The 17,015-nt window shown below is 61.3% G+C and carries 17 protein-coding genes; 5 read left to right on the top strand and 12 right to left on the bottom strand.

What is annotated here, in order from left to right:
* The first annotated feature begins 100 nt into the window (after positions 1 to 100).
* Positions 101 to 625 carry a hypothetical protein gene (locus LC343_RS11565; protein ID WP_223477257.1) on the top strand — a complete coding sequence of 175 codons (525 nt, stop codon included), beginning with the start codon at positions 101 to 103 and terminating at the stop codon, positions 623 to 625.
* A gap of 37 nt (positions 626 to 662) precedes the next feature.
* On the opposite strand, the gene LC343_RS11560 is transcribed toward LC343_RS11565, so the two are convergent.
* The 6 genes from LC343_RS11560 to cysG are packed head-to-tail and all read right to left on the bottom strand — an operon-like array spanning position 663 to position 6,095.
* Entirely contained in the window at positions 663 to 1,517 is an 855-nt protein-coding gene (locus tag LC343_RS11560; protein ID WP_223477256.1) for a ferredoxin--NADP reductase, read from the bottom strand.
* A 24-nt stretch (positions 1,518 to 1,541) separates the two neighbouring features.
* Entirely contained in the window at positions 1,542 to 1,976 is a 435-nt protein-coding gene (locus LC343_RS11555; RefSeq protein ID WP_223477255.1) for a DUF934 domain-containing protein, read from the bottom strand.
* Positions 1,973 to 2,728, bottom strand: a complete 756-nt coding sequence (locus tag LC343_RS11550) for a phosphoadenylyl-sulfate reductase (RefSeq protein WP_428982544.1) — start codon at positions 2,726 to 2,728, stop codon at positions 1,973 to 1,975. The genes LC343_RS11555 and LC343_RS11550 overlap by 4 nt, the downstream gene beginning before the upstream one ends.
* Positions 2,709 to 4,382, bottom strand: coding sequence for a nitrite/sulfite reductase (locus LC343_RS11545; protein ID WP_223477253.1), 1,674 nt, complete (start codon positions 4,380 to 4,382; stop codon positions 2,709 to 2,711). The genes LC343_RS11550 and LC343_RS11545 overlap by 20 nt, the downstream gene beginning before the upstream one ends.
* A gap of 5 nt (positions 4,383 to 4,387) precedes the next feature.
* Complete coding sequence (locus tag LC343_RS11540) at positions 4,388 to 4,690, bottom strand: DUF2849 domain-containing protein (protein ID WP_223477252.1); 303 nt, start codon at positions 4,688 to 4,690, stop codon at positions 4,388 to 4,390.
* Between the two features lies 1 nt (position 4,691).
* Positions 4,692 to 6,095 carry a siroheme synthase CysG gene (gene cysG / locus LC343_RS11535; RefSeq protein ID WP_223477251.1) on the bottom strand — a complete coding sequence of 468 codons (1,404 nt, stop codon included), beginning with the start codon at positions 6,093 to 6,095 and terminating at the stop codon, positions 4,692 to 4,694.
* A gap of 209 nt (positions 6,096 to 6,304) precedes the next feature.
* Here cysG and hemA point away from each other — a divergent pair, with 209 nt between their 5' ends.
* The 3 genes from hemA to LC343_RS11520 all read left to right on the top strand — a co-directional run bounded on the left by hemA (position 6,305) and on the right by LC343_RS11520 (position 9,192).
* On the top strand, positions 6,305 to 7,579 hold the full coding sequence (gene hemA, locus LC343_RS11530) for a 5-aminolevulinate synthase (protein ID WP_223477250.1): 1,275 nt from the start codon (positions 6,305 to 6,307) through the stop codon (positions 7,577 to 7,579).
* A gap of 63 nt (positions 7,580 to 7,642) precedes the next feature.
* Entirely contained in the window at positions 7,643 to 8,032 is a 390-nt protein-coding gene (locus LC343_RS11525; RefSeq protein WP_223477249.1) for a c-type cytochrome, read from the top strand.
* Between the two features lie 173 nt (positions 8,033 to 8,205).
* Positions 8,206 to 9,192 carry a DUF808 domain-containing protein gene (locus LC343_RS11520; RefSeq protein ID WP_223477248.1) on the top strand — a complete coding sequence of 329 codons (987 nt, stop codon included), beginning with the start codon at positions 8,206 to 8,208 and terminating at the stop codon, positions 9,190 to 9,192.
* Here LC343_RS11520 and LC343_RS11515 read toward each other — a convergent pair.
* Together LC343_RS11515 and LC343_RS11510 are read right to left on the bottom strand one after the other, a co-directional pair.
* Entirely contained in the window at positions 9,177 to 10,124 is a 948-nt protein-coding gene (locus LC343_RS11515) for an alpha/beta hydrolase (RefSeq protein WP_223477247.1), read from the bottom strand. The two genes, LC343_RS11520 and LC343_RS11515, sit on opposite strands and share 16 nt — an antisense overlap.
* A gap of 89 nt (positions 10,125 to 10,213) precedes the next feature.
* On the bottom strand, positions 10,214 to 11,557 hold the full coding sequence (locus tag LC343_RS11510) for a sulfatase-like hydrolase/transferase (protein ID WP_223477246.1): 1,344 nt from the start codon (positions 11,555 to 11,557) through the stop codon (positions 10,214 to 10,216).
* Between the two features lie 171 nt (positions 11,558 to 11,728).
* On the opposite strand from LC343_RS11510, the gene ettA reads away from it, so the two are divergent.
* The gene (ettA, locus tag LC343_RS11505; RefSeq protein ID WP_223477245.1) at positions 11,729 to 13,378 is read left to right on the top strand and encodes an energy-dependent translational throttle protein EttA; all 1,650 of its coding nucleotides are present in this window, start codon (positions 11,729 to 11,731) and stop codon (positions 13,376 to 13,378) included.
* A 36-nt stretch (positions 13,379 to 13,414) separates the two neighbouring features.
* Here ettA and LC343_RS11500 read toward each other — a convergent pair whose 3' ends face one another.
* From LC343_RS11500 to trxB, 4 genes are all read right to left on the bottom strand, one after another.
* On the bottom strand, positions 13,415 to 13,912 hold the full coding sequence (locus LC343_RS11500; protein WP_223477244.1) for a hypothetical protein: 498 nt from the start codon (positions 13,910 to 13,912) through the stop codon (positions 13,415 to 13,417).
* A 298-nt stretch (positions 13,913 to 14,210) separates the two neighbouring features.
* Positions 14,211 to 14,609 carry a hypothetical protein gene (locus LC343_RS11495; RefSeq protein ID WP_223477243.1) on the bottom strand — a complete coding sequence of 133 codons (399 nt, stop codon included), beginning with the start codon at positions 14,607 to 14,609 and terminating at the stop codon, positions 14,211 to 14,213.
* Between the two features lie 467 nt (positions 14,610 to 15,076).
* Positions 15,077 to 15,973, bottom strand: coding sequence for a LysR family transcriptional regulator (locus LC343_RS11490; protein ID WP_223477242.1), 897 nt, complete (start codon positions 15,971 to 15,973; stop codon positions 15,077 to 15,079).
* A gap of 30 nt (positions 15,974 to 16,003) precedes the next feature.
* Positions 16,004 to 16,981, bottom strand: a complete 978-nt coding sequence (gene trxB / locus LC343_RS11485; RefSeq protein ID WP_223477241.1) for a thioredoxin-disulfide reductase — start codon at positions 16,979 to 16,981, stop codon at positions 16,004 to 16,006.
* Positions 16,982 to 17,015 lie beyond the last annotated feature (34 nt).

The raw sequence follows: 17,015 nt of genomic DNA, 5'->3' as shown, positions 1-17,015 counted from the left end.
ACCTCCAGACGGACTTCCAGAAGCTCTGAATCTGATTTGCGTCGTTCACTCAACAGGCTGATTGGGTTTTGACCCTAACGAATTCATAGGTGAAGCAAGTTTGAGTGGCTTGCATATAGGGTCTGAAAAACGACCAATTGGGCTGTATGCAGCTTTTGAATGGGCTATACCAACACTAATAGCGGTCTACATTCTTCGCCCGTATTTAGATGCATTTCTGAGTGAAGCGGGCAAAGACCACTATTCTGTTTTAAAGAGAGCTCTCGTTAAACTTTTGGAAAAGATATATGGATCTACGCTAGAGCAGAGACCTCTGCGCCGGTCACTACTATTTTCCGTTCAGTCGGCGACGAGAGATGGGGAGCAAATAAAGTTTGTGTTCCCCGAGGGAGTCGATCACGAAACCTACTCCACAATGCTCGATGAGATTTTTGGGATGCTTGCTGAACACCATTCAATGGAAGAAGGTGATCGCCTTTCGGATCAAATTTCGAACTCAACAATGCTCGGTCGAACATACTATTTCGAGTTTTCTGAGGGTCAGAAATCTTGGATAGTGATCGATGTTAATAGTGAGATCGAAAAAAGGAAGCTGGCGGAGCATCCGAGCAAGGACGATAACTAATAGTCACCTGCCACGGTCCTTCCCCCAAGGACAAACCTTAGAGAATCCCGCCTTCGCCGACGAAGCTCTTTTCCAACACGAAATGTCCCGGTTTGGAATTGGCGCCTTCTTCCATGCCGGCGGCTTCGCACAGTTCCTTGATTTCCAGGTTGAGGCCCACGGACCCGCAGATCATCACCCGGTCGGTTTCCTTGTCCCATGCGGGCAGGCCGAGATCGGTGAACAATTCGCCGGAGCGGATCTTGTCGGTGATGCGGCCCATCTTCGGCGACTCTTCGCGCGTTGTCGTCGGGTAGTAGACGAGCTTGCCATTCACCATTTCGCCGATCAGCGGGTCGTTGATGAGGTTCTCGACCAGTTCGCGACCGTAATCCAGTTCGGCAACATGGCGGCAGGTATGGGTCAGGATCACCTGGTCGAATTTCTCGTAGACTTCCGGATCGCGGATCAGCGAGGCAAAGGGCGCGATGCCCGTGCCGGTGGCGATCATGTAGAGACGCTTGCCCGGCAGTAGCGCATCGACGACCAGCGTTCCGACGGGCTTGGTCTTGAGGATCACCTGATCGCCCGGCTTGATGTGAACAAGCTTCGAGGTCAGCGGGCCGTCCGGCACCGCGATGGAATAGAACTCCAGTTCCTCGTCCCAGGACGGAGACGCGATGGAATAGGCCCGCAGGATCGGCTTGGCAGGCTTGTCGCCGACAGGATCGCCCATCAGTCCGATCATCACGAACTCGCCGGAGCGGAAGCGCAGACTCTGCGGTCGCGTCAGCCGAAACGAAAACAGCTTGTCCGTCCAGTGCTTGACTTCGGTGACGGTCTGGCCGTCGGGCAGGGGCGTGGCAATGTTCACGGGCGTTCCCGTCTCTTTGATTGACGGCAGGTCGTTCATGGTTCGATTGTCCTGTTAAACCCTTCAGGCAGTTGCCTGCAAACGCTTTTGATAGTCATGGGCGCGCCAGTCCGCGCGCGACCGCCATTGCGCTTCCGGCTGGCGCGCGGCCAGTTCCTCGCCGATTTCCACCTCGTCGAAGCCGACGCGGCGGGCATGGGCATACTGGTCGGCAATGACATGGCCGCTGGCACGCAACCGCCCGGTATATCCCGCCTGCCGCAACTGCCGGGCCAGCGAAAATCCGCGCCCGTCCGCAAAGGACGGAAACGGGATGACGATCGCGGAGACGCGATCGAAATATGCGGAAACCTCGTTCGGATCGACATCGTTGGGGATATCGAGCGCGATATCGCCCCCACCATTCGTTTCCCGCATTGCATCCAGCGACAAACGGCGCGCCCCGCCGGTCTCAAGATCGTCCGGACGGAAACCGTCATCGGTGACGATAATGCTCATGCCTGTTCTCCCGCGCCCGCGCCGCCCGTGCGCACCAGCTTTCCGTTTTCGAAATGGATGCCGCACTCGGTTTTTTCGGAACCGCGCCAACGCCCGGCGCGCGCATCTTCGCCGGCCGCCACCGGACTTGTGCAGGCCGCGCAGCCAATCGAAGGATAGCCATGCTCGACCAGCGGATGTTGAGGCAGATCAAATGCGTCAAAATGCGCGTCGATGTCCTGCTTCGACCAGAACGCCAGTGGATTGATCTTCAGCTTGCCGTCCGCGGCCTGCTCATAGGTGCCAACGCCATGGCGGGTCGCCGCCTGGAAGCGCTTGCGCCCGGTGATCCAGCCGTCGAAACCGTCCAGCGCCTCCCGCAGCACATGCGTCTTGCGGAATCCGCAGCATGCATTCGTATCGGTCAGGTGCAGCCGGCCGAAGGGATCGGTGTCGCTGATGGCCGCGCCGTTCGGCGACACGGTGCGCACGTTGGAAAGACCGAGATGGCGAATGAGCTGGTCCTTGTAGGCCAACGTTTCCTCGAACAGCATGCGCGTGTCGATGAAGATCACAGGGGTCGCCGGATCAGCTTCTGCAACGAGATGAAGAAGCGCCGCGGATTCGGCCCCGAAGGAGGATACGACGGCGATCTCGCCATGCGCCTTGCCGACAAGGGCCTTTCTCAACACGTCGCGGGTGTGGGCGTAACGGGCTTGCATACCGTTATCGGCGCCATCCGGCAGGAGGCGTTCATGCAGCACGGGCTTCATCCTTTTCCTTGTCGTAGATCGCCTGCTTGAAAGGCTCGGCGCCAAGACGGCGATAGGCTTCCAGGAACGTCTCCGACGCGTCCACGCGCTGTTCCAGATAGGCGAGAACGATGGCCTCGATGGCTGGAACGAGGTCTTCGGCGTCGAAGCCGGGACCTGTCCGCTCGCCGATCGTCGTGGTCTCGGTGCCGTCGCCGCCAAGCGTGATCTGGTAGTTTTCGCGCCCCGCCTTGTCCAGCCCCAGTATGCCTATGTGGCCGACATGGTGATGACCGCAGGCATTGATGCAGCCGGAGATCTTGATCTTGAGCGGACCGATATCGCGTTCCAGCTTCAGTTCGTCGAAACGGTTCGAGATCGCCTGGGCGACCGGGATCGAGCGTGCCGTCGCCAGCGCGCAGTAATCCATGCCGGGGCAGGCAATGATGTCGGAGACGAGGCCGATATTCGCGGTAGCGAGGCCGGCTTCCCGCAGGGCCGCGTGAACCGCCGGAATATCCGCCTTGCGGACATGCGGCAGGATCACGTTCTGCTCGTGCGAAATCCGCAATTCGTCGTGACCGTAGCGTTCGGCGAGATCGGCGAGGACCCGCATTTGGTCCGCCGTCGCGTCGCCCGGCGTGCCGCCGACCGGCTTGAGAGAGACCGAGACGATGCCGTAGGCCGGGTTCTTGTGTTCCGCGACATTGGTCTCGGCAAAAGAGCGGAGCAGCGGGTCGGCGCCAAGCGCCTGTTCGTAGGCGAGGGAGCGGGTGTTGTCGAACAACGGCGGCGCGAACGCCTCGTCGATCTGTGCGACGAGGTCCGCCGGCACGCCCGCGAAGTCCCGCTTCTGGCGTACAAAGGCCGCCTCGATTTTTTCCCTGATCTCGTCGAGCCCGGTTTCGTGAACGAGGATCTTGATCCGCGCCTTGTATTTGTTGTCCCGGCGTCCCGACAGATTGTAGACCTGCAGGATCGCTTCCAGATAAGGCAGCAGGTCAGCCTTCGGCAGGAAGTCGCGCACCACCTTGCCGACCATCGGCGTGCGGCCGAGCCCGCCGCCGACAATGACTTCGTAGCCCGGTTCACCTGCCTCGTTTCGCAGCATCCGCAGGCCGATGTCATGGGCTTTCGTCACCGCGCGGTCGTTCGGCGCTCCGGTGATCGCGATCTTGAACTTGCGGGGCAGATACTGGAACTCCGGATGGTCCGTCGACCACTGCCGCAGCAGTTCCGCCGTCGGGCGCGGATCCTCGATCTCGTCCGCGGCCGCGCCGGCGAAATGATCGGCGGTCACGTTGCGGATGCAGTTGCCGGACGTCTGGATGGCGTGCATGCCGACATCGGCGAGAAGGTCCAGGATATCGGGAATGTCCTTCAGGCGCGGCCAGTTGAACTGAATGTTCTGGCGCGTGGTGAAATGTCCATAGCCCTTGTCGAAGCGCTCGGCGATCAGCGCAAGCTGGCGCATCTGCCGCGAATTGATCGTGCCGTAGGGGATTGCGACGCGCAGCATGTAGGCGTGCAGCTGCAGATAGACGCCGTTCTTCAGCCGGAGCGGCTTGAACTCGTCTTCGGTCAGGGACCCGTCGATACGCCGTTCCACCTGATCGCGGAATTCCGCCACGCGGTTGCGCACGAAGGCGTCGTCGAATTCATTGTACGTGTACATGGGTCTCAGGCTCCTGCCTGTTTGCCGTGGAAATAATTGGACGGGCCGCGCGTGCGGAATGCTTCGCGGAAGTGCAGCGGCTGAGGACGGTTGTCGTCGCCCATCACGGTCTCCGCGAGGTAGGGGCCGACGACCTGGTCCTGCTGCATGTTGGCGGCCGACAGAAGCTTGTCGGCGGCGTCCTGCGAAAACGCGACAACAGCGTCGCCATGGTCGCGTGACCATCCATGCGAGGCGGTGAAATAGACCGCGTCACCCTCGAACAGGTCGTTGGCGGTGACAATGCGGGGCTTGTATTCGCGAGCCATTTCAAAGCACTCCAGCTTTTTCGTGAATCGGATTGGCAGCGACTTGAACAGCCTTGCGAGCTTCCATGCCGTAAAGCAGAACCGCCGGGCCGGTAATCTCCGCCGCGTTCAGTGCATCGGGCAGGGCGAGCAATGTCGTTGCGATGGTTTTCTGTTCGGGGCGCGACGCGTTCTCGACCACGGTGACCGGCGTATCGGCCGCTGCGCCATGCATCATCAGCCGTCCGCGCAGGAATGTGGCCGCGCGCACGCCCATATAGATTGCGGCGCCCGCGCCGGGATTGGCGAGGTCACGCCAGTCATGTTCGGCGAAGCCCTCGATGTCGCGGCCCGTCAGGAAAGTGATCGACGAGTTCCGTCCTCGTTTCGTCAGCGACAGGCCGGAGGAGGCTGCGGCCGCGGACGCAGCAGTGATGCCGGGCACGATCTCCCAGGAGATGCCGGCTTCGTCCAGGGCATCCAGTTCCTCGTCGAGCCTGCCGAAGATCGCGGGGTCGCCTGATTTCAGGCGCACAACCTGCGCGCCCTTGCGGGCGTGGTCCACCGTCAGCGCATTGATATCCTGCTGTGTCCAGGACGGTCCGTACCCTGTCTTTCCGGTTTCGACGATAACGGCCTCCCGGCGCGCCAGTTCGATGATCGCTTGCGGGACGAGGCGGTCGTGCAGCACGACGTCCGCCTCATGGATGAGGCGGCGCGCCTTGACGGTCAGGAGATCCGGGTCGCCGGGGCCTGCGCCGATCAGCGCCACATGACCGTCGCGCTGCCGCGTTTCGATGGCGTCGGTCAGAAGTTCCTCCAGCTTGGCGCGCACACCGGCTTCGCCGCCCTGCTTCAATGCGGCATCGCCCTCGCCGGAATAATAGCGTGTCCAGAAATCCCGCCGCTTGCGCCCCATCGGGAGGAGGGCGGCACGCTCCCGGAAGGCCTGGCCGATCCGGGCGAGCAAGCCGAGCGATGCAGGCAGTCGCTCCTCGATATCGGCCTTGATCCTGCGCGCGAGCACGGGTGCGGCACCTTCCGTGCCGATCGCGATGGTGACCGGGTCACGATCGACGATGGCGGGGGTGATGAAGTGCGAATCGTCGAGATTGTCGACGATATTGACCAGCGCGCCGGCTTCGCGACCGATATAGGCCACGCGGGCGTCCTCGGTGTCGTCCTCATTGGCGGCATAGAGGAGGATCGCGCCTTTCGCATCGCCGTCGGCGAGGGCGCGCCGGGCAAGCGTGATGCGCCCTGCGGCGGCCCATTCCCGGATCTGGCGGACGGGTTCGGTTCCGAAGACGGCGATATCGGCACGTGTTTTCAGGAGAAGGCGCAGTTTCGAAACAGCGCACTCTCCCGCCCCTGAAACGACGACTTGCCGTCCGGCGAGATCGAGATAAATGGGAAAGTGACGCATTTCGGGCCTCGTCTGTTTCGAGCCCGCAATTTAGATGGCGGCAAAATGGCGCACGAGGACGCGCGTTCCAAATGTTTAAAAAAGATCGGAATACTGTTTCTTTTTGCGGGTGATTGACGATGCTTGATCAGGATCAATGTCGTTGTCGCGGCAGCAATGCCAGATAACTCCGATTTTGAGTCATTCCAAAATACGGAGGCACCCGCTATATGAACGCCAAAATAATGGAAGGCGGTTTCGTGTACCGTTCAGTGGAGACCAAGGGATTGGATTACGAACAGTTTTTCACCGACCGTCTTTCGTCGTTGCGTGATGACGGGAACTACCGTGTTTTTGCGGATCTCGAGCGGCATGCGGGAGAGTTCCCGAAGGCGACGCGGTATCGCGCGGACGGCTCGAAGCAGGACGTGACGGTTTGGTGCTCGAACGACTATCTCGGCATGGGCCAGAACGACAGGGTCGTCGCGGCGATGCACGAGGCGATCGACAAATGCGGCACCGGCGCGGGCGGCACGCGCAACATCTCGGGCACCAACCACTACCATGTCATGCTGGAGCGCGAACTGGCCGACCTGCACGGCAAGGAATCGGCGCTGATCTTCACGAGCGGCTATGTCTCCAACTGGGCGGCGCTCGGCACGCTGGCCTCGAAGATCCCCGGCATCATCGTCTATTCGGACGCGCTGAACCACGCCTCGATGATCGAGGGCATCCGTCATTCGCGCTGCGAAAAGCGCATTTTCAAGCACAATGACTGGAAGGACCTCGACCGGCTGATGAGCCAGGACGATCCGGCGGCGCCGAAGCTGGTGGCCTTCGAGAGCGTCTATTCGATGGATGGCGACATCGCGCCGATCGCGGAGATCTGCTCGGTCGCCGAGAAGCACAATGCGATGACCTATCTCGACGAGGTGCACGCGGTCGGCATGTACGGTCCGCGCGGCGGCGGGGTGGCCGAGCGCGAGGGTCTGATGGACCGTCTGACGGTGATCGAGGGCACGCTCGGCAAGGCCTTTGGCGTGATGGGCGGCTACATCACGGGTTCGTCGAACCTGATCGACTTCGTGCGCTCGTTTGCCTCGGGCTTCATCTTCACCACGGCGCTTCCGCCGTCGCTTGCCGCCGGCGCGACGGCGTCGATCCGGCATTTGAAGGAAAGCCGGGCGGAGCGCGAGATGCACAAGGCCAATGTGGCCAAGGTTCGCGCTGCGTTGGATGCTCGGGGAATCCCGCACATGCCCAATCCGAGCCACATCGTGCCGGTGATGGTGGGGGATGCGAAGAAGTGCAAGTGGATCTCCGACATCCTGCTCGACAGCTACGGGATCTATGTGCAGCCGATCAACTACCCGACGGTCCCGGTGAAGACGGAACGGCTGAGGATCACGCCGACGCCGCTGCACACCCAGGCCGACATCGATCACCTCGCCACAGCGCTCTGCGACCTGTGGTCCCAGTGCGCGCTCGCAAGGGCGGTGGCATAAGGCGCACAAATGCCATACCCTTGGGTTAAGGGACGAGGCTCCAAATTGAGTGGGAGAAACTGAGTGAAATTCGTAACTGCAATATTTGCCGGCGCCATGGTTCTCGCCGGTTCCGCCGCCTACGCGCAGGACATCACCGGCGACGCCGAGGCCGGCGAAAAGGTGTTCCGCAAGTGCAAGGCCTGTCATACGATCGAGAAGGAACAGAACAAGGTCGGTCCGCATCTCGTCGGCATCTATGGACGTACTGCGGGCTCTGTCGACGGCTACAAATATTCGGTCGGTCTTAAGAAATTCCACGACGAAGGCCTCGTCTGGAATGTCGAGACGCTGACCCAGTATCTGCCTTCTCCGAAAGACATGGTTGAAAAGTCCAAGATGACTTTCAAGCTGACCAAGGAGAAGGAAATCGCCGACGTCATCGCATATCTGGCGCATGAAAGCGGCGAGTAAGCCGTTTTAGCGCAACCGGGCGCAGCCTGACGCAAACAGCCCCGCCTTTTCGGCGGGGTTTTTCTTTGCGCATCCGGAAGCTATGGACGGCCGGGTGTTCTCTTATGGGCTATTGACCGTTACACCGTTCAATGGGGCTGAGCGGATTCGATGAACAGGCGGAGTATTCCAGTATGAGCGGTCTTCTGGCCCTTCTCGACGACGTTGCGGCGATCGCCAAGATCGCAGCGTCCTCGGTCGATGATGTCGTTGGACAGGCGGTCAAGGCCAGCGCCAAGGCGTCGGGCGCGCTGATCGATGATGCGGCCGTCACGCCGAAATATCTCCACGGCTTTTCGCCGGCCCGCGAATTGCCGATCGTCTGGCAGATCACCAAGGGCTCGCTGCGCAACAAGATGATCGTCCTGTTGCCGGCCGCGCTGCTGCTCTCCACCTTCGCGCCCTGGGCGATTACGCCGCTGCTGATGGTCGGCGGTGCCTATCTGTGTTTCGAGGGGGCCGAGAAGGTCGTCCATCTCTTCATGCCGCATCACGGTCCCGATGCGAAGGCCGCCGCCGCGACCCCTGAGGATCCGCTGCATCTGGAGAAGGAAAAGGTGGAAGGCGCCATCAAGACCGATTTCATCCTCTCGGCGGAAATCATGACGATCGTGCTCGCCGAGATTCCGGAGAGCAACATCTGGTTCGAGGCGGCGACGCTGGCCGCTGCCGGCGCCGGTATCACGATTCTGGTCTATGGCAGTGTCGCGCTGATCGTGAAGGCCGATGATCTTGGCTTGCTGATGGCTGAAGGCGGCCGCTTTTCCTTCACCCGCGCCGTGGGCCGCGCTGTCGTCAAGGGCATGCCCGGTTTCCTGAAGACGCTGACCATCGTCGGCACTGCGGCGATGCTGTGGGTCGGCGGCTCAATCGTTGTTCACGGGCTTGAGGCGCTGGGCTTTTCCTGGCTCGGTCATCAAATCCACGACGTCGCCGTTGCAGCCGGCCATGCCGTGCCGCAGGCGCAAGGCGCGGTGGAGTGGACGGCAAAAGCGGCAATGGACGGTGTTTTCGGTGTTGCCCTCGGCATCCTCCTGATCCCCTTCGCCAAAGCGATCTTCACGCCGCTGTGGAAAGCCGTAACGAGTATCGGGAAATCGGATCCTCAGACCGAGGCTTGAGACACCGCCTTGGCCGTAAACCAGCGGATCAGCGGGGCGATAGCTTCGTCCCGGTCGATCTCGTTGAGCGTTTCATGGCGCATTTCGGGAAGCAGTTCGAGTGTGACGTCGTCGAATCCGGCAGCTCGCATGCGGTTCACCTGGGCCGTGACCGCCTTGCCGAACATCGTCGCCGGATCGCGCCCGCCGCCAAGCAGATGCCAGGGCAGACGCCGGGCGGCCTCCGGCGCATTCGTCATGTCGGTGACGGTCAAAGCCATCTCCTGAACATCGCGCCACATCCCAACCGAGGCCGGCCAGCCGCAGAGAGGATCGGCGACATAGGCATCGACGGCGGCCGGGTCGCGGCTCAACCAGTCGAATTCGGTGCGGCGGCTTTTCACCGATTTCGCCCATTCTCCGAAGGTCAGCCGCGGCAGCAGCCGGGAAGGCACGTCGGAACCGAGCCTGAAGCGTTCCCAGGCGAGTATCCACATCCCGGCGCGGCCGAGAAGGCCGGTGATCAGGCTGGCGTTCCACGCGGCGACGCCTGTCAGGGACTCCGGGTGTTCGAAAGCATATCTGAGCGCGATCGTGCCGCCCATGGAGTGACCGAAGAGCAGAACGGGCAGGCCCGGATGCGCGTCGGCGACATGATCGTGGATAGAGGCGATATCCGCCAGCACGAGCCGCGCGCCTTCGCCGCCACTGTCGAAGGAGCCGAGCGGCGCGCCGGGTGCTTCGGTGAAGCCGTGGCCTCTATGGTCGTGCGCATAGACATGAAATCCCGACTGCGACAATTGCCGCGCGAATGCGTCATATCGCTCCGAGTGCTCAGCAAGACCGTGAAGAATATGGATCACGCCGATAGCGCCATCGCTTGCCGGCTCGTGGCGCATACATAGCGCCGCGCCAGTCTGTGAGGCGTGAATCTGCCGTTCCGAAAATCCCATTTTGCCCCAACCTCCCGGCATCGAATTGCTGCCAGATAAGGCGACCTGTCAAGACTCGGCAGGTGTACCGGTGGCCGGGCGGCCTATGACTATCGATGGCGCAACAGGAACCAGTCGACCTTGCCGAGAACGAAGCGCTTCTTGGCCGCGCGTTCCCACAGCGGCGTGTGGTGGTCGCCAACGATGAGGATGTCGGTTGCGCCAATGCCCGGATCGACCGCGATCGCATTGACCTTTTCGAACACGCCCGACCACAGGTTGGACAGTTCACACACCGTTTTGTTGCCGATCTTCGGGGCGGCGGAGCGGCATCCCATCCGGTCGTCTTCGCTCTCGACGAACGGGATATGGGAATTGAGCGTCAGCCAGTAGATGAACTTGCGCTTTTGCGGGTCGGTCCTGAGCGCCGCGTGCACGGCGTTGCCCACATCGGCGTCGCAAAGGCCCTCGAACACGCTGCCGCAACGCTGCGGGAATTGGCCGGGCTTTTCCGCCAGAAGTTGGTCCATGAATTCCAGCTTCTGGAAACCGATCTCCGGATACCATTTGTCGCGCTGGAACATGTCGGTGCCGAAGCCGTGGAACGCGATTGTCTCGTAGCCATCGGCGGCGAGTTTGTTCGGCAGGCAGTCATAGGATGCGGCACCGGTCAGGTAATCGATATAGTCGCCCCAGCGGCCACATAATTCGCGCGCGGCGGCACCGGTTGTCGAACCGGAATAATAGGTCTGGCCGTCTTCGACGCGGAACCGGCCTTCCGGCAGGTTTTGCGTCAGCATCGACTTGAACAGGTCGCGCTCCTCCGGGGCCGCGAAAGCGCCGAGCCCTTCGACCGTGACGATCAGCAGGTTGTGGCCGCTTGCCGCGACGGTTTGCGCGCTGAGTCCCGTCTGGAGTCGCGCGCTGTCGATGGCGACGTCAGGCTTTTGGAAATAGGGCTGCGTCCACAGATAGTCGGCTGCCGACAGGCCGCCCGCAACCAGCAGGGCAGGGATCAGCGATGCCCCGCGCAGCATGGCGCGGTGACGGTTGACCAGATAGGCCGAAAGCACAGTCGTCGCTGTGACGGCCATCCCGACCGAAACGTAGAGAATCGACGCGGTCGGGTCGATCGATGCGGCGTAATGCAGCGAGTCGAGCGCCACGTCGAGCGGCAGGTGGAACGCGATCATGATGATCAGCGTCATGTCGATCGCCGCGGCGGCGATGAACAGCAGATAAGTCAGGGGCGCGGGCACGAAGAGGCCCGCGATCCCGGCCGCCAGGAACAGAAGAGGCGAGATCAGCCGCGACGCGATGTAGAACGGCGCGGCCAGCGCGAACATCAGGTTCGGAATCACCGCCACAAAGAGCGCAAACAGGAGGGAGGGGCGTGAAAAGAGCGCGGACTCGCCCCTGTCCGCGACCGATGGCGCCTCTGTCGTAATGGACATGAATGTCTGCTCCAGCCGCTGGTCTGCACAGTCAGCATAACCGAAAGCGGCTAAGATCGGATTAATCGGCGAACTGGAAACCGAGCCGTTCTGGCCCGTTGCAGGCGAAGGGAAATTCACCTAGGAAGCGCGCAATTCCACGAAAACATGCGCAATGGAGCTTTTTGCCCGATGGCACGCCAGTTCATCTATCACATGTCCGGTCTCAACAAGGCCTATGGCGCCAAGAAGGTTCTCGAGAACATTCACCTGTCCTTCTATCCGGATGCCAAGATCGGCATTCTTGGTCCGAACGGCGCCGGCAAGTCGACCGTGCTGCGGATCATGGCGGGTCTCGACACGGAATATACCGGCGAGGCGTGGCTCGCCGAGGGCGCTACGCGCGGCTATCTCCCGCAGGAGCCGCAGCTTGACGAAAGCCTCGACGTGATGGGCAATGTCATGGAGGGCGTCGCAGACAAGAAGGCGATCCTCGACCGCTACAACGAACTGATGATGAACTATTCCGACGAGACAGCGGAAGAGGGCGCCAAGCTCCAGGATATCATCGACGCGCAGAATCTCTGGGATCTCGATTCGCAGGTCGAGATGGCGATGGAAGCGCTGCGCTGCCCGCCCGGCCACGCCTCGATCGACAATCTCTCCGGCGGCGAGAAGCGCCGCGTCGCGCTCTGCCAGCTGCTGCTGCGCCAGCCGGACCTGCTGCTGCTCGACGAGCCGACCAACCACCTCGACGCCGAGACCATCGCCTGGCTGGAAAAGCACCTGCGCGAATATCCGGGCTCCGTCCTGATGATCACCCACGACCGTTACTTCCTCGACAACGTCACCGGCTGGATTCTCGAACTCGACCGTGGCCGCGGCATTCCGTACGAGGGCAACTACACCGCCTATCTGGAAGCCAAGGCCAAGCGCATGAAGCAGGAGGGCCGCGAGGAAGCCGCCCGCCAGCGTGCGCTGTCGTCCGAGCAGGAATGGATCGCATCCTCGCCCAAGGCCCGCCAGGCCAAGTCGAAAGCGCGTATCCGCGCCTATGACGAACTGGTCAAGGCCGCCAACGATCGCCGCCCCGGCGACGCGCAGATCGTCATTCCGGCCGGCGAGCGTCTCGGCAACGTGGTGATCGAGGCCGAGGGCCTGTCGAAGGGCTATGGCGACCGTCTCCTGATCGACAATCTGGAGTTCAAGCTCCCGCCCGGCGGCATCGTCGGCGTCATCGGCCCCAACGGCGCCGGCAAGACCACGCTGTTCCGCATGATCACCGGTCAGGAGCAGCCCGACTCCGGCACGATCACCGTCGGCGATACGGTCAATCTCTCCTATGTCGACCAGAGCCGCGATACGCTCGACGGCAACAAGACCGTCTGGGAGGAGATTTCCGGCGGCAACGACATCATCAAGCTGGGCAAACACGAGGTGAATTCGCGTGCCTATTGCGGCTCCTTCAACTTCAAGGGCGGCGACCAGCAGCAGAAGGTCGGCACCCTGTCGGGCGGCCAGCGCAACCGCGTTCATCTGGCCAAGCTCCTGAAGGAGGGCGGCAACGTGCTGCTTCTCGACGAACCGACCAACGACCTCGACACCGAGACGCTGGGCGCGTTGGAAGACGCACTGGAGAACTTCGCCGGCTGCGCCGTGGTCATCTCGCACGACCGCATGTTCCTCGACCGCCTTGCCACCCACATCCTCGCTTTCGAGGGCGACAGCCATGTCGAATGGTTCGAGGGCAACTTCGAGGATTACGAAGCCGACAAGATCAGACGTCTCGGCCCCGACAGCGTCAATCCGAAGCGGGTGACCTACAAGCGGCTGACGCGATAGCTGATGGTCGCCGCGCCTTGGGGCGCGGCGTTTTGGTCAAAGTTGCTGGCGGGACTTGTCGAGAGCCGCGCCGAACTGGTCTGCCATACGATGATGGTGCGAACTGAGCCCCGGATAGCCGCGCGCGCGCCAGAACACGAAGCCGCCGAGCAGTCCGCCGACGACGAAACAGCCCGCCAGCGGATCCGGTGCGGTGCCCTCGGTGATCGCCGGTAAAAGCATCAGCGAGCCGACCAAGCCGCCAATGAGGATGTCAGAGACGCCGCGAGGCACGGATACCAGCCGGAAAAGGTCTGAAAGCAACCGGATCGGGATCAGCAGGAGCGGCGCGAAGGTCATCATCACGATGCCGCTGACGAAATTAACGAATATGCGCGAAGCGAACGGGGCGGGCGCGTTGGAATCCATGAAGAAGCCCGACAACAGGATCGCCGTGGCGAACGCCGCCACGCACGCCTTGAAATAGGACCACACCGGATGTTCGCTGACTGTCCTCGGCGCTACGATGTCGCCTTCGATCCTCTCGCCGGGCATTTGCGGCCTGCCCGACATAGGTCCCGTAGAACCGAACCGCTGCCTCGGCCGCGTGGACGGTTCCGCTAGCCCTCTTCGTCCGAACGTGGCGCTCCGAGCCTGTCCCTGTGACATCACGCTTCCTTTCCGAAAACCACCGCCGCGCAAATCGAGAAAGTATATTCTCGCTCTGATGGAACAATTCACGGAAAAGAAGAAAATACCGTTAAGTGAATAGGGAGATTAATACATCCGCCCTGCAGGTGGCGGATGCATTGCATTACCGGTCGGCTGTGATTGCGCTATTTTTCAGTGCGAATTATTCGATCCGGCAGCAGAATGGATGAAACGGACCGGCGAGTCCCGGTGCCGCTGTCGGGGTGAATGTGAAATCGAAGATGCGGTCGCTCTCGTCCATGCATCCCGCGGGCGTATAGGCGATCGTGCCGGCGACAGGGTGGCTCGTCTCGAATTGCCATGGATCTTCGGCAAGAATCGCGACACTCCCGGCGGTCACTGCGATATTGCCGGAAAAGGCATCGGTGAAATTCGATGTCAACGCGCCGTCGCACTTCAGTTCGATCGCCCAGTTCGGTTCAAAGCCGGCGCAGACGAGGCTCTGGCCGGGAGCAACGAGGCCGTTGCAGGACAGGTCGGCGGCAAGGGACGGATAGCAGAAGAGCAGAGCTGTGGTGAGCGTAAGGTAGCGGACGAGCATGCGACAAGTCTCCCGTTTGCATGTCGCCCCCCAACCGATGCGAGGTTATTTGCACCACGCCGGCTTTCCCAATCAGCTTTGCCCCGCTGATCGAAACGAAATGTGAGCCTGTGGATTACGCGCGGTGAGGGCGGTTACACCGGGGCTCGTTCTCTGATCGACCAAGGTGGTGTTTATGCGGAGATGGCGACCGCAATCGCTCGCGGTGGTCTGCATTCTTAGCGGTTTGGATAAAAAAAGACCGGGCGCGCTGGGAGGAGGATAGCGGCCCGGTCTCGCTCATGGGAAGGCTGGGAGGAGGATAGCCTTCTCATTCGAAAATCTCGAACAGTACCGTGGGAGGAGGATACGGCGTGTTCTTGATGTTCGTAATATGCTGACCGTCCGGTTAAATTTCAATTTCTTTTTGTGCATTGCACATATGCATTAGACGCATAGCTCGAAAACCATGTATGCATCGCGGGCGATCAGAACTCCCAGCTGCGTGCCTTGGAGATAAGAAAATCCCGGAAAGCCTGAAGTTTGGCGCTGTTGCGAAGGGCCTCAGGGTATACGAAATACGTGTCGAATGACGGCAGCGCCACATTGCCGAGAAGCTGGACCAGCCCCGCATCCTTCTCGACCGCGTAGTCGGGAAGCATGGCTATTCCGATGCCGCGCTGCACGGCGCGCTTGATCGACATGATCGAATTGATGTCCAGAACCGGCACCCTCGGCGTGCCGTCCGGTCTTCCCAGGGTGAGGAACGAGCGCATTTCCATCAGATAGGCGGGGGCTGGTTCCGCAAAACCGATAATACGGTGATTGTCCAGATCCTCGGGCTTCTCCGGTCGTCCGTACTTGTTGAGATAGGACGGGGACGCATAGACGTGAAAATGCACGGTAAACAGCTTGCGCTGGATCAGATCCGGCTGCGAGGGAGCCCGCAGACGGATCGCGCAGTCCGCCTGCCGCATGTTCAGGTCGAGCTCTTCGTTCGACAGCATCAGGTGCAATTGGATTTCCGGAAAAAGCTCGAGGAAATCCTGCACGCGGTAGGTAAGCCAGCCGGAGCCCAGGCCTACCGTCGTCGTCACGCGCAATTGACCGGAGGGACGTTCGGTGGATTCCGAAAGCTGGGCACGAACGGTTTCCAGCTTGACGAACACTTCATTCGCGGCGCGGAAAAGATGTTCGCCCTGTTCCGTCAGCACCAGACCGCGCGCATGCCGGTTGAACAGCGCGACCCCGACTTCATGCTCGAGCGCGGAAACCTGACGGCTTACCGCCGATTGCGACATGTGCAGCGTTTCGCCGGCATGGGTGAATGACCCGGCCTCTGCGGCAGCGTGGAATACACGCAATTTGTCCCAATCTAGCGGCATGGCTCTGGTTCTCCCCTCAGCACTGCAGGCTTATTCGGCGGCCTGCAGCTCCGATTCCTGTGCAGCCAGGTATTTTTCCGCTTCCAATGCGGCCATGCAGCCCAGTCCGGCGGCGGTGACGGCCTGACGGTAAACGTCGTCGGTGACATCGCCGGCGGCAAAGACACCGGGAATGTTGGTCGCGGTCGAATCCGGCGCCGTCCACAGATAGCCGTTCGGCTTCTGCTTCAGCTTGCCTTCGAAGAGCGAAACGGCCGGCGCGTGCCCGATCGCGACGAAGATGCCGTCGATCGGCATTTCGCTGGTCTCGCCCGTCTTGACGTTCTTCAGCCGCGCGCCGGTCACGGCGGCGGGGAGGGCCGGATTGTTCTTGGCGCCGAGAATCTCGTCGATCACCGTGTCCCACATGATGGTGACGTTCTCCTTGGCGAAGAGCCTCTCCTGCAGGATCTTCTCCGAACGCAACTCGTCGCGGCGGTGCACAAGCGTGACCGATTTCGCGAGATTGGCGAGATAGAGGGATTCCTCGACCGCCGAGTTTCCTCCGCCGACGACGATCACGTCCTTTCCGCGATAGAAAAAGCCGTCACAGGTCGCGCAAGCGGAGACGCCATATCCCATGTAGGTTTTCTCGCTATCGATGCCGAGCCATTTGGCCTGGGCGCCTGTCGCGATGATGAGTGCATCTGCGGTGTAAACGGTTCCGCTGTCGCCAATGGCGCGGAAGGGCCGTGCGTCGAGATCGACTTCGGTGATGACATCGTTGATGACCTCGGTGCCGACGTTCTTCGCCTGCTCCAGCATCTGCTCCATCATCCACGGACCCATGACGGGCTCCGCATAGCCTGGATAGTTCTCCACATCCGTCGTGATCGTCAACTGGCCGCCCTGTTCCATTCCGGCCACGAGGACGGGCTCCAGCATCGCGCGGGCCGTGTAGATTCCGGCGGTGTAGCCAGCCGGACCGGACCCGATGATCAGCACGGGGCTGTGTTTCGTCGCACTCATGTCTTGACCTTTCGAGTGAAAAAGCGGGAGATCG

The sequence above is a fragment of the Oricola indica genome (genome assembly GCF_019966595.1).
GTDB classification, from domain to species: domain Bacteria; phylum Pseudomonadota; class Alphaproteobacteria; order Rhizobiales; family Rhizobiaceae; genus Oricola; species Oricola indica.
This window is presented reverse-complemented; position numbering and strand designations above follow the sequence as displayed.